The 14,621-nt window shown below is 43.0% G+C and carries 15 protein-coding genes and 1 pseudogene; 4 read left to right on the top strand and 12 right to left on the bottom strand.

Annotated elements, in window-relative coordinates:
* Window positions 1-15: 15 nt before the first annotated feature.
* A complete protein-coding gene (iscB, locus tag RIG66_RS16835; RefSeq protein ID WP_446379928.1) occupies window positions 16-1,419 on the bottom strand; it encodes an RNA-guided endonuclease IscB in 1,404 nt (467 codons plus the stop codon).
* 259 nt (window positions 1,420-1,678) lie between these two features.
* Window positions 1,679-2,095, bottom strand: coding sequence for a hypothetical protein (locus RIG66_RS16830; RefSeq protein WP_446346465.1), 417 nt, complete (start codon window positions 2,093-2,095; stop codon window positions 1,679-1,681).
* Window positions 2,096-2,275: 180 nt separating this feature from the next.
* Here RIG66_RS16830 and RIG66_RS16825 point away from each other — a divergent pair, with 180 nt between their 5' ends.
* Together RIG66_RS16825 and RIG66_RS16820 are read left to right on the top strand one after the other, a co-directional pair.
* A complete protein-coding gene (locus RIG66_RS16825; RefSeq protein ID WP_446346463.1) occupies window positions 2,276-2,428 on the top strand; it encodes a hypothetical protein in 153 nt (50 codons plus the stop codon).
* A 150-nt stretch (window positions 2,429-2,578) separates the two neighbouring features.
* On the top strand, window positions 2,579-5,299 hold the full coding sequence (locus RIG66_RS16820; RefSeq protein WP_446379927.1) for a WG repeat-containing protein: 2,721 nt from the start codon (window positions 2,579-2,581) through the stop codon (window positions 5,297-5,299).
* Between the two features lie 912 nt (window positions 5,300-6,211).
* Here RIG66_RS16820 and RIG66_RS16815 read toward each other — a convergent pair.
* From RIG66_RS16815 to RIG66_RS16805, 3 genes are all read right to left on the bottom strand, one after another.
* Entirely contained in the window at window positions 6,212-6,415 is a 204-nt protein-coding gene (locus tag RIG66_RS16815; protein ID WP_446379926.1) for a hypothetical protein, read from the bottom strand.
* A 30-nt stretch (window positions 6,416-6,445) separates the two neighbouring features.
* Window positions 6,446-6,886: a hypothetical protein gene (locus tag RIG66_RS16810; protein ID WP_446379925.1), complete on the bottom strand. Its 441-nt coding sequence runs from the start codon at window positions 6,884-6,886 to the stop codon at window positions 6,446-6,448.
* 147 nt (window positions 6,887-7,033) lie between these two features.
* On the bottom strand, window positions 7,034-8,257 hold the full coding sequence (locus RIG66_RS16805; protein ID WP_446379924.1) for a tetratricopeptide repeat protein: 1,224 nt from the start codon (window positions 8,255-8,257) through the stop codon (window positions 7,034-7,036).
* Between the two features lie 56 nt (window positions 8,258-8,313).
* Here RIG66_RS16805 and RIG66_RS16800 point away from each other — a divergent pair, with 56 nt between their 5' ends.
* Window positions 8,314-8,556 carry a hypothetical protein gene (locus RIG66_RS16800; RefSeq protein ID WP_446379923.1) on the top strand — a complete coding sequence of 81 codons (243 nt, stop codon included), beginning with the start codon at window positions 8,314-8,316 and terminating at the stop codon, window positions 8,554-8,556.
* A gap of 213 nt (window positions 8,557-8,769) precedes the next feature.
* On the opposite strand, the gene RIG66_RS16795 is transcribed toward RIG66_RS16800, so the two are convergent.
* From RIG66_RS16795 to RIG66_RS16770, 6 genes are all read right to left on the bottom strand, one after another.
* Entirely contained in the window at window positions 8,770-9,990 is a 1,221-nt protein-coding gene (locus tag RIG66_RS16795; protein ID WP_446379922.1) for an ISL3 family transposase, read from the bottom strand.
* 249 nt (window positions 9,991-10,239) lie between these two features.
* Window positions 10,240-11,556 (bottom strand): exonuclease subunit SbcD, encoded by a 1,317-nt coding sequence (sbcD, locus tag RIG66_RS16790; protein WP_446379958.1) that lies wholly within the window; start codon window positions 11,554-11,556, stop codon window positions 10,240-10,242.
* 137 nt (window positions 11,557-11,693) lie between these two features.
* A complete protein-coding gene (locus tag RIG66_RS16785; RefSeq protein ID WP_446379921.1) occupies window positions 11,694-12,035 on the bottom strand; it encodes a phage holin family protein in 342 nt (113 codons plus the stop codon).
* A 30-nt stretch (window positions 12,036-12,065) separates the two neighbouring features.
* Window positions 12,066-12,848: an RNA polymerase sigma factor SigF gene (locus RIG66_RS16780; protein WP_446379920.1), complete on the bottom strand. Its 783-nt coding sequence runs from the start codon at window positions 12,846-12,848 to the stop codon at window positions 12,066-12,068.
* A 220-nt stretch (window positions 12,849-13,068) separates the two neighbouring features.
* Window positions 13,069-13,566, bottom strand: coding sequence for a hypothetical protein (locus tag RIG66_RS16775; RefSeq protein ID WP_446379919.1), 498 nt, complete (start codon window positions 13,564-13,566; stop codon window positions 13,069-13,071).
* 5 nt (window positions 13,567-13,571) lie between these two features.
* The gene (locus tag RIG66_RS16770) at window positions 13,572-13,895 is read right to left on the bottom strand and encodes a polymorphic toxin type 24 domain-containing protein (RefSeq protein ID WP_446379918.1); all 324 of its coding nucleotides are present in this window, start codon (window positions 13,893-13,895) and stop codon (window positions 13,572-13,574) included.
* 118 nt (window positions 13,896-14,013) lie between these two features.
* Here RIG66_RS16770 and RIG66_RS16765 point away from each other — a divergent pair, with 118 nt between their 5' ends.
* Entirely contained in the window at window positions 14,014-14,442 is a 429-nt protein-coding gene (locus tag RIG66_RS16765) for a serine/threonine protein kinase (RefSeq protein ID WP_446379917.1), read from the top strand.
* On the opposite strand, the pseudogene RIG66_RS16760 reads toward RIG66_RS16765, so the two are convergent.
* Window positions 14,439-14,621: pseudogene (locus tag RIG66_RS16760) on the bottom strand (IS630 family transposase); the annotation flags it as partial. The gene RIG66_RS16765 and the pseudogene RIG66_RS16760 overlap by 4 nt on opposite strands.

The following is a 14,621-nucleotide window of genomic DNA, read 5'->3' as shown; positions in this document are numbered from 1 at the left end:
GTAGATGAATGCGAGTCAGGATGTAAGTTGTTCACAGACTCCCTTCCTCCATAAATAAGGTTGAACTTTTTTGACATCAGCCGTTAAGTTTTTATCTGCATACAAAGCAACCCTTGCACCTAAATTTTGCATACCTCTAACGCGATACACTTCCCCGTCGAATATCACTAAATCGTTTTGTTGGTATGGATATCGAGACTTTCTGATTGAACGTCGCCCCTTGCTTGTTTTTTGCCCTCGATAAATTCTAAGGTTCTCACTGTTTAAGTTTTTATTTCGAGTCCGTCTACCAGAAAACAAGGCTGAACCTGCAACTTTTTTCCCGGTTCTTACATCAATATATTTGGCATCATAGAACTGCTCAAGAGAGCGTCTATTCCTCCGTGTTTGCTCTAAGTTAAGTACTTGGCATCGTATCTGATTTGTCCCACCTGCGATAACAAAAGCATCGTTGTGATGCGTTTTTGGCAACTCCAAAGCTTCTCTATCCGCTTCAGTAATGTAGCCATAAGTTTCTTGAGCATTTAAAGTTTCAACTAACTTCTTGTACACTATCGTCATGAATGTTTCAGCTTTAAATGACTTGACGCTTCGGACTTCGGCGTGAGCGCGGCAACTGAGCCTGTCGAAGTTCAGTCGAACGCTTCGCTCAGCGTCAAGTTTTGGTTCCCATCCAAACAGAGACTTGCCTTTTTTATGATTTGCAGGTGTATGACACTTCGAGCAAAGTGTAATCAGATTAGATGGTTTGTTGCTTCGATCAGGTGGTAATTTCCAAAAGCCTAAATGATGAACTTGCAAAATCTTTGTCAACTTGTTTTTGCAGCCTGGGTTTTGGCACTTGTAACCATCACGATGGCGAACATAAGAAGAAATATTCTTCCATCCATACTGTTCTCCTTGTTGGTACTGTTCGCCTTGAATCTGAGGGGTTTTGATTTTCTGGATGTCAAACTTGGCTGTCTCAACAACAACTCTAGTCACTGGAAGTCTTGCTTTTATCCGCTCAACTAGCTTGATCTGACTATCAAATTTATGTTGAATGCTTGGAGCCAGCCATTCTTCTTGACGCTCCCGATTATCAAATCTAGGTTGACGATGCCTTAAACGATTACGTCTTGTCCTACGGTATTTTCGACGTTCTGTTATTCGCTCAGACATTCCTTCTAAAAGTTTTAATTCACCTCCGATTAACTCTTCTTTTTCAGTTACAGCACTATACCCAACTGTTTGATAACCCGAATCAATGCCTAAAGTTACAGGTTGAGTATAACCTCGACATCCATAAAGAAGTTGAATTGTAAAAGGTCTACGAGCATAAATTTTGGCTCTGCTACTTTCTAACAACTTTCTCGCTTTACGAGGTGTTGTCGGCATCAAAGGTCTACCATGTTTGTTGACTACGAGTACTTTTTGCATTGGTTTGAACTAGATCAAGTTCGTCTCTTGCGAGTGGTTCACTTCGCCAAAGTTATCTCAGGTTTTGTACGTTCTACACACTTGTGTTACCCATCACAGATGTTTAATGTAAAACCGCAGTGTCACAGAACTGGTGAAGCATTCTGAAGTGCCTATATATTCTGAGATAACGTAGCTATTTCTAGCTGAGGCTAATCAACAAGGGCGCTTTTCACACGCCCCGCTTCTATCCGTTAAGGATGAAGCGTGGGTTGTTGACTTAACGTTTACTCCTAGAAAGCAATATTGACACATCAGCATGCATCAGAGCAATATTTGGATCACGTTGAATCGCTTGATAATAACGTTGCTCTCGATTAGTTCCCGTTTCATCAGGAGAAACCAGAGAACGGGCTTCGTCTAAAAGTTCATTTGCCTGATGCAAAGTTATCGGTTCTTTGGCACTCAACGCTTCATCAATCTGGACAATAAATTGAGAGAAAGGGCGTAGCCAACTAAACCATTCATCTTGGACAACCAGTTGGAAAAACTCTCCTTTTGAACGAATACGCCCATGAAACCGTTCATACCTATCGCGTTCCGAGTGGAGAAGGGCTTTATGCAGTTGCAGCAGCGCCCCACGCACATCGCGCAGGCGTTGAAAGGGTAGGTTTCCGGGAGAATAGGTAAATGACATGAACCAGAATTGCGATCGCGACTTTCTTTATCTTAGATTGAGTTTAACATTGGTGTAGCGTACCGTTCGCGATCGCGCTTTAAATTAAGTCAATAAAAAATAAGTTACTATGGACAATCATACGTCTAATTTTATCACCCTATTTCTAATCCAGCAACGGGACAGCTAATCAAGCTGCAAATGACACCAACCCAGATCAAAAATATGCGATTAAACCGAGCATCAACAACGGATACACTATGGCTAAAAGATGTCTTGAATCGGGAAGGAAAAAAGTTTCGCGATCGCGTAAAATTAAACCCCGATAATACCTTAACACTACAGTGGGAATAATTGTAGCTTGCTTCTCGCGAAAGCGAGTATGATAAATGACAAATAACGTAGCTTGCTTCTCGCGAAAGCGAGTATGACAAATGACGAATGACAAATGACAAATGACAAATGACAAATGACAAATGACAAATGACAAATGACAAATGACAAATGACGAACTCCACCGATTCCAGCTTTGCCGATACCCAAACCCATTGGGCAAAAGACTCAATTCACCAGCTTTTTAGCCGCCAAATTATCAGTGGTTATCCGGATGGCAGCTTTCGCCCCAATAACTCCGTTACCCGGGCTGAATTTGCGGCGATTTTAAATAAAGCCTTTCCCCAGGCTACCCCAGTGCGCGATGCAATCAATTTTCGCGATGTACCCGCCAATCACTGGGCAAATTCCGCGATTCAAACTGTTACCCGTGCCGGATTTTTCTCCGGTTATCCGAATGGAACCTTTCGCCCCAATCAACCCATTCCCCGTGTACAAGCGCTGGTGGCATTAGTCAGTGGGTTACAGTATGACCGTGACCCGAATCCTAACCCAATTCTCCAACAATATTACGATGATACGGCGGCTATTCCCAATTATGCACGAGGCGCGATCGCAACCGCAACCCGTCAGTTTTTAGTCGTTAACTATCCAGATGTCAGACGCCTACACCCGAATCGCAATGCGACACGAGGCGAAGTAGCTGCACTGATTAGTCGGGCGTTAAAACTCCCTGGCGTTCCCCGACAGTATATTCCCGGTTGGGATATCATTGCCATTGAACCGTTATTCGATGAGGCGGATTCCTTTACCCAAGAACGGGCGAGGGTCAAACTAGGCGATAAATGGGGATATATTGATAAAACTGGCACATTTATTGTTGATCCGCAACTGAATGAAGCTGAACCGTTTTCCGAAGGAATCGCATTAGTACGATTGCCGCAAAATGGCGTTGACTTAAGCTGGGTTCGTAGTAGGCACTTTAGTGCCAAAAGTGCTAAAGCGCTGACTACAAACGCCCGAAATCAATTATCCCCACCCGAAATCCGAGGCGTTTGGCTAACGACTACTGATAGCCAAGTCTTTAATTCCCAAAAAAACATAGCTGAGGCGATGGATTTCCTCGCCAACACTGGATTTAATGTAGTTTTTCCGGTGGTTTGGAATAATGGGGCGACGCTTTATCCCAGTCGCCTGATGCAAGATACCATGGGACTAGAAATTGACCCGCGCTTTACTGGGCGAGATCCCCTCGCTGAACTTATTCAAGCGGCGAAGAACGTGGGATTAGCCGTAATTCCGTGGTTTGAATATGGTTTTGCCAGTTCCTATAACAAAAAAGGTGGACGCATACTTGCCCAAAAACCCGATTGGGCGGCGCGGGATAGTCAAGGCAATTTACTCACAAAAAATAACTTTGAATGGCTGAATGCGTTTGACCCCCAGGTGCAGAATTTTGTTATGGGACTTATCCTGGAAGTTATCCAAAATTACGATATTGCCGGAATTCAGGGGGATGACCGTTTACCCGCCCTGCCATCTGAAGGGGGGTATGATACCCAAACGGTACAACGCTATGTGCAGCAGTTCAACCAGGAACCGCCTAAAAACCCAAAAGACGCCCAATGGTTACAATGGCGGGCAGATTTGCTAACGGATTTCCTCACTCGTCTGTACCGACAAGTAGTGACGATTAATCCAGAACTGGTAATTTCTATCGCACCGAGTCCTTATCCTTGGGGATTACAGGAATATTTACAGGATAACCAAGCGTGGGCGGATCAGGGATTGGTGGATATGATACATCCCCAATTCTATCGCCGGGATTTTGCTAGTTATAAACAGCTTGTTGATCGGTTGGTGAATGACCAATTCAACCCGGTACAATTGTCTACGGTGATGCCCGGAATCTTGATTAAAAGTGGGTCGTATCGCATTAGTTCCCAGGATTTAGTCCAGGCAATTGAGTACAATCGCGATCGCGGTTTAGCCGGGGAGGTGTTATTTTTCTACGAGGGCTTGCGCCAGGATAATGATACCTTAGCCAACGCCTTGCGATCGCACGTCTATGCCCAATCGGTTCCTTTCAATACTGCACAAGTGAAGGCACAAGGATTTACCCATCGCCGGGTTGGGGCTGAATATCGTTATATTGACCGCTTTGGGAATCTCGTTACTCAGCCTGAATTTGATTGGCTGGATTCGTTTCAGGAGGAACGGGCGCGAGTGCGAATGGGGTACAAGTGGGGCTATATTGACAAAACCGGACACCTGATCACTCGTTTAGAATTTGATCAGGCAGATCAGTTTGCGGCAGGATTAGCACGAGTAAAAATTGGTAGTCGGTATGGGTATATCGATTTATCCGGTCAATCCGTAATTTCTCCCCAGTTTGATCAGGCGACTCGGTTCAGTGAAGGGTTAGCGGCGGTGAAGGTTGAAGATCAATGGGGCTATATCGATAAAATTGGTCAATGGGTAATTCCGACTCAGTTTGATCAGGCGGAATTGTTCTCCGAAGGATTAGCGGCGGTACAACTCGCAGGTAAATACGGATATTGTGACTCAAGCGGTCAACTGGTGATTCCAGCGAACTTTGACGCAGCGGGTTCATTTGTCCAAGGACTTGCCCCTGTCCAATTGCGCGATCGCTGGGGCTATATTAACTCTACTGGAGAATTGGTTATTGAGCCACAATTTGATGCAGCGCAACCCTTTTCCCAGGGATTAGCCGCCGTCAAAATTGGATCGTTTTGGGGGTATATCAATAAAAAGGGCGATCGGGTCATTTCACCAGAATTTGATCAAGTCAGGTCTTTTAGTGATGGATTAGCGCCTGTTCAGATGGGTAAACGATGGGGTTATATTCGCAATCTGTTTGACAAATCGTAGGGGCGCACCGACGTGCGCCCGTGTCAACTTAAGCTAGAAAACCAATGCTGGCAAGATTTTAAGCTGTGTCTATTTACTGCTTGACATTTTCCCCCTCATCCCCTAACCCCTTCTCCCACCCCCCTCGTTCCCCCCTGCGAAGAGGGATGACAGAGGATGCTTCGCTTTTGTTGCATGGGAGAAGGGGAATCGGATTCTCTTGCTCCCCTCTCCCAATTCCCCCCTTTCAAAGGGGGGTTAGGGGGGATGGAGAGGGGCTGGGGGTGAGGGCTGTAGCTTAAGTTGACCCATAAGACCGACGCTACGTGCGCCCTTTTACCAACTTAATTAATCGGCTGGTGTTAATACTTTCTGTGACAAAATGTCATTTAAGGGATTTACAAAAGAAAACTCTTTGTGAAAAGGGTTTCTATTACTAGCTTTAACAGGCATATCTTGGCGACAACGAGAGCAAAACCAATAAATACGCTTGTCACGAACGTGAGCTAGTAAGTGAGATGAACAACAAGGACAATTATTCATGGTTATTTCTCCACCCGACGTTGATCAGCTTACTTATTAAATGTAAAAATTTTGGGGAAGAATTGGAAAAAAGTTTAATTTAATGTTTACCTGTCAAAAGACAGATGTCACCCTAAACTCAATTGTATATAATAGCAAATTTAGATAACAAAAAATTAATCAGCTTTGATCTTATTTGATGTTACATAACGTAATTTGCCTTTTCTTTGAGTATCATGCGCCAGCTTAATCGCTCAATTGACCTGGATTGATTCAAGCCACTTGGTTCAGGATTTATCATTGATTGTTCAAAACCCACAAACCATGCACCATGAATGATTAACACAAAAACCCACGTCTTTGAAGCGTGGGATCTGAATAATTTACACTTCTTAAACTCGATCACTCCGATCACTCAGTTGTGATTAAAATCCGTTGCGATAACAACGGATCTAGCGTCTTGGTAACAGGCAACGCTGGAGACGGATTAGTTTTCGCGGCATTAGTAGCCGGAACAACAGATATCTCCTGACTATCGTGATTACCAAACCAATGATTTGGAGTATGGCGAATACGAGGCAGAAGTTGAGCAGAATAACAAGGATAGTTGTTCATAATCAATGAATGCACCCAACACCTAACACCTTACATCACTTCTACTCGACCGTCATCTTGCAGATAAACAGCGCGAACCCCTGGAGAACGACCACTGGGCAATACTTCAATTCGTAAGACTCTGGCTTCAGGTTTGCGGATATTCACATTTAAGGGTAATCCTTGAGTATCCCAAAGCACCGCCGAGAAATTCGGGTTAGTATTACCGCCTCGGACAAAGGAGAGAACCTGTCCAGGACTCACAGGTAAAGGGTCTGTAACATCGACCTGTTGAAGTTTGATCACGCTAGAGGTTAAATTAGCTACCTCAACGGTAATTCGTTGACCTGGTACAAACTTTACGGATTCTTGTCTGCAACTGTTTGCGGCACAGGTTCCCGCTTGTGCTGGATGAATATCAGCCGTTGATGGTATTGCCAGAGTCGTGGCGACTAAAAGCACTATTGGCAATTGTTGGGAAAGTGGATTCATTAATTATTTGTCCTTTGTCATTTGTCATTCGTCCTTTGTCATTTGTTAAGCGATTTAGACGTAGGGTGGGCAAAATTTATAACGTTTAAAACCCTGATAATATCGTTCCTTATTTTTGCCCACCACAAAATCACTTATTATTGATTATCAGTGCGGCACAATCTCCGGAAAACGCCAACTATTCCGTATCGATTCCAAATCAGCATCAGTTTTCGCTTGTTTTCGTAAATTGGGATTAATCTCAATTGCCTGTTTTAAACTGTCAATCGCCAGGTCAACATAACCTTGCAACGCACGACAACAGGCTCTATTATACCAAGTATCAGCCAAGTTCGGTTCGAGTTGCAGGGCGTGATCGTAGGCAGTAATCGCCTCTGTATACTGGTGTGAGTGATAAAAGGCATTACCTAGAGAATTCCAAGCCTGATAAAAGTCTGGTTTAATTTTAATGGCTTTCTGGTAGGAAGTAATTGCCTCTTTGAATTGATGCAACTCTGCCAAGCAAAGTCCTCTATTATACCACGCTTGATAGACATTAGGATTAAGTTGAATAGCTTTATCGTAAGCCGCGATCGCGTCATCATATTGCTGCTTTTCTATAAATTTATTTCCTTGGTTAAACCCGTGTAAATCGCTAGCCTTTTGGGTTTGATTTCCTTTTTGTTTCATCAACCAGAGAAAGCCAAGGAATCCGACAATTAATGCCAACTTCGTCGCGGGTTGAGTAAATAGGACACTTCCTAACTGAATCGCTTCCGGAGGAATCTTGAGAAGTAAAGCAATTTGATAAATGAACAGGAACAGTTCTCGACTTGCAGCGGGTACAAACCATAACACGCCAAAAATAAACCAAAAGCTATATCGACCCAATTTATTGAATTGTTGCTGAAGCGATTGCGGTAACCAAGGGCGGAGAATTCCATATCCATCCAGAGGGGGAATCGGCAGTAAATTGATAACAACGGCAAAAATTTGTAGGAAAATGAGAAAGGCTAAACTTTGTCCCAGCCAATCGTCAGGTGATACCGTCACCCAATCCAACCAGAATGGAATTGCCAACACCACCGTCACCACCGCATTAGCAAACGGACCAGCCGCAGAGACTGCACTATCCCATCTGCGATCGCGTAATTTACTATGGTCAATATAAACCGCCCCACCGGGAAGGGCAATTCCCCCCATCACCAAGAAAATCATCGGCATTAGCAGACTCAAACCCGGATCAGTATAGTTGAGGGGATTAAGCGTCAAATAGCCTTTATCCTTAACCGAAGTATCGCCACCGAAATAGGCGACAACCGCATGACCAAACTCGTGCAAGCACAAGGATACCATCCAGCCGCCAAAAACAAACAATCCCGCCAGCCACATTACCGCTTACTCCCAAGCGAAAGGAATATATCTAGTTTGGCACACGGTGCCATTAGGTGATATCCCTGACTGTTCCCTGTTCCCTCGCCATCTCAGATTCTGCCATAAACGCGATCGCCTTTTCTCGCTTTATTCATGCACACTCACCCAAAGTTGCTCATGTTAATTCCCTGGCGACAAAACCTGGTAAGGTTTATTATCGATTTCCCACTGCTGAATTAATTGATAAAGTTGAGTGCTGCGGAAATAAGAATCCTCGTAAGCGAGTCGTAATTCTCTCTCCAGAATATCGGGTGTAATCTCTCTTGTGTTCCATGAACCCCACACCTTACTCAATCCTATGGATAAGATGAAAATAATATCGTGACCACAACAAATCTGCCAAGAATCGTGAGTACTTTTTTATAATGTTTCTATACTTTCTTGAATATATTGCTCTCTCAGTGCCAATTTTTGTGAGTGATTTTTAACTGCCTTAATGGCTCTTCCGTACCTGTTATGCTAAACTAACTTTAATAACGCCAACAAAGCAAGCATCTTAATTTAAAATTATCGAAATTTCTGAAGCCGTAACCTGAACGTTTAATTAGTTTAATTTTATTGTTAATTCCCTCGACTACGCCTTGAGTAGTTCTCTGATCAAAATAACTAATTATCTCACCTATCCATCTGATTATTGTTTTTTTACTGTTCGGAAAATATTTATAAAATGATAATAGCCAATCTCCTAATTTTAACAATCCCATCCCCCAATTCTCCTCCCCATCAAATATTTTCCTTAGCTCTTCTTTTCCTTTATGCATTTGACTCAAAACTGGACTAACCTCTTTAACTTGTTTAAGTTTTTCTTGTCCTTTATTATTCAAATTCTTTTCATTTTTCAACAAGACATATTTACTTTTTTTTAGTCCCGATAATAGTTTTTCCTTTTCGGCAGATTCTTTCAGTTTCTCAGCCGCATTCCTTTCTTTTTTTCTTTGCCTATCTAGTTCTTCATTGACTTGCTTCATAACATGGAATCTATCGGCAACTACCTGAGCATTAGGCATTAATTCTTCCACTAAGTTTTTGTAAGGTTTCCATAAGTCTATGCTTACCTCTTCAATCTGAATAAGCACTTCTTTCCCCCATTGCTGTAGGGTTTTCCTCAATTCATCTTGAGTTCTTCCCTCCAGTATTCCCACCAGCTTACTGGCTTCCAAATCAACTAATACCGCACAATAATTTCCTTGCCCTTTAATTAACGCAATTTCATCTATCCCCAACTTTTTTAGCCCATTCGGTTTACTTTTTATTAACTCCTCTCCAACGTCTCTTAACATTGTCTGGATTTCTTCTTCACTTACAGCTTTTTTTTGTGCAACTGTTTTTATGTCATCGGCAAGTACTTGTTGTACAATATCCTGAGCTAACCTTTTCGTGTATCTTCGTTTTTTATTGACATAATCCAGTTCTTCGCTAAAAGGTATTCGACAATGTTGACACTTAAATTGACGACGATTTATCGTGAGATAGACGGGTTGATCCAAAATCGGTAAGTCCTTAATAGTATACCAATGATTTTGGTGTAATTTATTACTTTTATTCTGGCAACGGTGGCAGATGGCTTGTTTTTGGGTGGCTGAGAGGACTAAGATTATACCTATGTCTTGATAATTCTGATAACCCTTGACCTTAACTCCTTTTAAGTTAAGTAACTCACTCAACAGTTTATTTTTGGGTTTGGATGGCATAATCCGCTTTTTCCTAAACTTGCATTAACTCCCTTAATTCAATTAACATGAATTAAACCCGAAAGTCAATCCGAACAAGCTTTTTGCATTTTTAAATATAAATTTGTTTTTTAATTAATTGCCAATTTACTGTTATTTTAGCATATTCAAAACGGAAGAGCCCATATTTAGAGGAATAACATATTCAAAAACACCGAATAAATCAGTGACTGAAATTTGCTTAATTCTCATAAGTATTTCCCCGAAACGCTAAAGTAAACGCAATTGATTTTTTTGACTACCTTTTCCCACCTGACTCGCTTTTTGCTTATCGTCTCCAGCCTCCTCTATCTCTAACCAACTATCCCCTTGCCCATCCAACAAATATTGCGCTGCTTCTAACATATCTGCGGCAATATCTTTTAAATTATCCTGACTCTCTAAATACGTCTTCAGCGCATCCATGGGATTCATACTGCTACCCACCCCCAATTCTGGTAAACGTGGACGGGCTAACTGACTGGCTAATTCGGGGCGAATCGTATAACTGTGGGCTTCACTCAAGGCTTGGTGAATTGTACTATTATCAATTAAATCTAACTGATCAGAACGGACTTTATAAATCAGCCGAACCACAGCATCATTTATCGCTTTTTTCTTAATCGCTTTAAGTAATGCCGCTTCTGGATCAGCTTCCTCAACCAGATTCACGTTAATCGTGCAAAATGGGCGCACAGGTAAGGGACAAAACTGCCACTCAGCCTTCCCTTTCTCTAACTCAATTAACACATAACCTTTGTCTTCCTTTTCCTCACTAAAATCAACCCGTTCAATACTACCTGGATAAATCACAGGTGGGTTATTCGAGGGATTTAGATTTTGATGGCGGTGGACATGACCTAATGCTACATAATCAAAACACGATCGCGCCATTAGCGACAGGGGAATAGTAAAGCCTTTACCCACCGCTAAAAAACGCTCTGCGCCAAAACTAGCCCGATCTGCCATTAAATGGGCTAAGAGTATAGTTGGCGCTTGGGAATCTAGCCGCCGAATTTCTCCTTCTAAAATCGGTTGAAGGCGTTGAATTAATAACTCATTCACCTCGCCTAAGGCTAACCCTTCAGTTTCTGGGCGCGTCAGTAAACTAGAACGGGTTAACCAGGGTAAGGTAATCACTTGGACTAAACCATTCCGGGTTTGAATTGGATGCGTCGCCAGCGTATCACCCACAATAAATCCTGGCACACCTAGGGTACGATAAATACATAAACTCGCGCCCCCATTGCCTTGGGAATGTTGGTCATGATTCCCTACTAGCAATACCGTAGGAATTTCTGCATCGACTAAGCGGCGAAATTGAGTAGCAAAGGCTTCTTGCACATAAGGGGGTGGTGTAGCATCAGGAAAAGCATCGCCGCCAAATAAGACTAAATCCACGGATTCAGCAATAGCGCGATCAATACATTGAGATAAGGTATTGACAAAATCTTCCAGTCGTGTATTTAACCCCGTTTCTGGATTAGTTCGCCCATGGGAGAAACCACTACCCAGATGGATATCTGATAGGTGAAGAATTTTAATCATAATCGTGTAGAGACGTGCCATGGCACGTCTGGTGATTGCCTGTCTGTAGGGGCTTTCGTTTTCTTATCGATGATAACGTTAATTCAAAACCTGCCCAACCAATGACCAATGACCAATGACCAATGACCAATGACCAATTAATCAGCAAATTGGTTAAGAATACTCGCAACGACAGACAACACAATTGAACCAATTAAGGCGTCAAGAGGTCCACTAATCGTAAACATGGCACCCGTTAGGTAGGCGACTAAGGACAAGGATATGGCATTAATCACTAACAGAAATAGCCCCAATGTCACAATAGTCAGGGGTAAAGTCAGCATGATCAGAATGGGTCTGACAATAGCATTGACAATCCCTAAGATAATCGCCGCGATCGCAGCCGTGGCGAAACTCCCGATCGCAATACCCGGTACGATATAGGCAGTAATGATTAATGCTAGTGCCGTAAACAGCCAAGTTAAGAGGAAGCGTTTCATGGGTTTGGTCTAATAACACACACCCGAATTCTAACTGGCGAGACGTTCTGGTGTTTGCGGCTGTAGTAAGGACACCAATTCATTAATCCCCCGTTGTAGGTGTCGCGTTACCGTCATCGGACTAACACCAATGTGTTTAGCGGCTTCTTTACGGGGGAGATCTCGGAAAAAGACAAACTCAATCGCCGCTTGGGTTTTGGTTTCCAGTTGCGCGATCGCACCTTGTAACTGTTGTCGGTCTTCTTCCCAGTGCTGCAAGGTTTGGTCATAACTATCCGGTAGCATATCACCCAACGTGACCGGATGATCGACATTATGACCCACCGTCAAATCTAAACTCAGAGGCAAGCGATTTTTCGAGGCTAATTTACTCTCCTGCCATTCTTGCATAGAAATATTCAGCGCTTGGGCAATTTCCGACTCTTTGGGTAAACGTCCCAACGTGGCGGTTAACCGTTTACTGACGCGCTGTCCCTCTTGCTGAAGTTCTTGCCAACGGCGAGGAATCTTGACAATATTTCCTTTATCTCTAAGAAAATGTAGCATCTCGCCGCGAATAAATGGCACAGCAAAGGAACTAAAAGCATACCCTTGATCTGGCTTAAACCGTTCAATCGCCCGAATCAAACCCAGATAGCCAAGTTGTACCAAATCGTCATAAGGTTCGCTACATTGCTGGCTGACTCGATAGGCAATTTTCTTCACCAATCCACTATTTAACCGGACAAGCTGATTGCGTAATTCTATCGAAGGATTTTGGGAGTACGCCATCAACAATTCCATTCCGCGAACATTAATTGATTGAGTTGTCATGATGAATAAACCAACACCTGTGTTAAGGTGTCCTCTAACAGGGCTTGATATTTAATCAGTAATCTTGACCCTATTGTCGAAAGAGACAGACAATTCAACCATCGTTGTTTTACGGAAATTTAAAGGGTGGGTGTTGAGCGTCTCCGCAAAAATACGTAAACTGCTTGCGCTGAGGGTGTGTACTCCCGCGAACACGTTGACCCTTCGACTTCGCTCAGGGTCAACACCGAGCGAAGCCGAGGTGTTGATTGTTATTCCGAGATAACATCTGATGGAAGGTGACAACCACGGTGTATTCATCTCTATCACAAGAAACCTTAAAACTACGCTGGGGATACAGTGACTTGAGATGATTTGCCCACATTTGTTTGATCAGTTGTCCCAAATAAAATAAGTTATCGATTCCAACACATTCTGAACCAGGAAGCAAATCATCAATGTGCTGATGGTTCATTACCTGTTCAATGGCGGCAAGATCATCGGCGAGCTTTGCTTGCCACTGCTCATAAATTTCTAGATGGAAGGTTTCCAATAAAAATATACCACCCTCATGTTCCACAAAATCAGGTAAAAAGAGTTTAGTGAAGGCTAAAGCCACTTCAATATTAGCGACTCCACCAAGATAATCCCAGAGTGAAAAATCATCGCCATTGGCTTGTTTCCACTGCTGGAAATTGCTCATCTTATCTGTATTTAAGGATAGGCGTTGGGTTTCCATAATTTCTAAGGTATCTCGTCGGCTCTAGCCGGTCGAACTATTTTTTCAGCTTGCACAAAAATATCTCCGGCGGGATTTTGGTTCTGTTTGTATTCAACCACATGGGGCGTTGGTATTCCTGCATGAGCTTTACCTGTCAAGTCTACTCGCTTAATCGCCCGTCCATTGTCATCGTAGACAATATAGCTAGTTATGTTACCGTCATCTAAACGATAACGCACCTCTCTAGCACTGGCTCCATCCAGAGGAAATCTCCCCCTGACTTGAGTTCCAGTGGTGATAAGAGTGCTTGCTGGTATACCAACTGTCCAGTCAACGGGTTTAAACACGGATACAGCATTGCATCAAATTTGTAGAGACGTTGCATGCAACGTCTCTACTCCTGATTGTGTGCCAAACTGGTAGAAGTGTTACTCATCAGTGTAAACAATTAGGGGCAAATCAATCATGTCACCTCGCCTCATCAATAATCGATATGCTCTATCTCCCAATCCTCTCTCAGGAGGGATGGCTGAGGTTTATCGAGCAAGAGATTTAGAGGATGATGAGGAACGACGGGTTGCGGTGAAGTTATTCACACAAAGGAATATAGAGGAGGATATCATCGCTGAATCCTTCAGGCGCGAAACTCAAGCTCTCAAGGAATTGAAGTATCCCGGAATCGTGGAACTCCTCGACTCAGGTAAAGATGAACAGACGGGTAATCATTTCCTGGTTCTGGAGTGGATGGAAAAGGATTTAACCGCACTTCTGAAAGAATCCCCGCCGGATGGCTGGAACTCATTTTGGCAGGCGGTAGCTTTACCGATACTCGAAGCTTTGGCGTTTTCTCATAATCGTGGTTGTGTTCACCGAGATAAGCTGTCATGCATTTAAACTGTGATAAGAGCATTACCCTTATTTTTTAGTTTGCGCCCCCAGTTAATAACTAGCTTGTCTTCATTTAAAAGTTGATGCAACAAAGATTCTAACTCTTCAATGGATTCAAAAAGCCGATTAGCAATATATTCTTTTGCTGAATGCCAGACTAATTCAATTAAGTTATAATCTGGACT

The sequence above is a fragment of the Coleofasciculus sp. E2-BRE-01 genome, assembly GCF_040221695.1.
Lineage (GTDB): Bacteria > Cyanobacteriota > Cyanobacteriia > Cyanobacteriales > Coleofasciculaceae > Coleofasciculus.
This window is presented reverse-complemented; position numbering and strand designations above follow the sequence as displayed.

Excerpts from the sequence above, each read along its gene's own strand:
- iscB (WP_446379928.1), bottom strand. The coding sequence starts at position 1,419 with ATGCAAAAAGTACTCGTAGTCAACAAACATGGTAGACCTTTGATGCCG.
- RIG66_RS16830 (WP_446346465.1), bottom strand. The coding sequence starts at position 2,095 with ATGTCATTTACCTATTCTCCCGGAAACCTACCCTTTCAACGCCTGCGC.
- RIG66_RS16825 (WP_446346463.1), top strand. The coding sequence starts at position 2,276 with ATGACACCAACCCAGATCAAAAATATGCGATTAAACCGAGCATCAACA.
- RIG66_RS16820 (WP_446379927.1), top strand. The coding sequence starts at position 2,579 with ATGACGAACTCCACCGATTCCAGCTTTGCCGATACCCAAACCCATTGG.
- RIG66_RS16815 (WP_446379926.1), bottom strand. The coding sequence starts at position 6,415 with ATGAACAACTATCCTTGTTATTCTGCTCAACTTCTGCCTCGTATTCGC.
- RIG66_RS16810 (WP_446379925.1), bottom strand. The coding sequence starts at position 6,886 with ATGAATCCACTTTCCCAACAATTGCCAATAGTGCTTTTAGTCGCCACG.
- RIG66_RS16805 (WP_446379924.1), bottom strand. The coding sequence starts at position 8,257 with ATGTGGCTGGCGGGATTGTTTGTTTTTGGCGGCTGGATGGTATCCTTG.
- RIG66_RS16795 (WP_446379922.1), bottom strand. The coding sequence starts at position 9,990 with ATGCCATCCAAACCCAAAAATAAACTGTTGAGTGAGTTACTTAACTTA.
- sbcD (WP_446379958.1), bottom strand. The coding sequence starts at position 11,556 with ATGATTAAAATTCTTCACCTATCAGATATCCATCTGGGTAGTGGTTTC.
- RIG66_RS16785 (WP_446379921.1), bottom strand. The coding sequence starts at position 12,035 with ATGAAACGCTTCCTCTTAACTTGGCTGTTTACGGCACTAGCATTAATC.
- RIG66_RS16780 (WP_446379920.1), bottom strand. The coding sequence starts at position 12,848 with ATGACAACTCAATCAATTAATGTTCGCGGAATGGAATTGTTGATGGCG.
- RIG66_RS16775 (WP_446379919.1), bottom strand. The coding sequence starts at position 13,566 with ATGGAAACCCAACGCCTATCCTTAAATACAGATAAGATGAGCAATTTC.
- RIG66_RS16765 (WP_446379917.1), top strand. The coding sequence starts at position 14,014 with ATGTCACCTCGCCTCATCAATAATCGATATGCTCTATCTCCCAATCCT.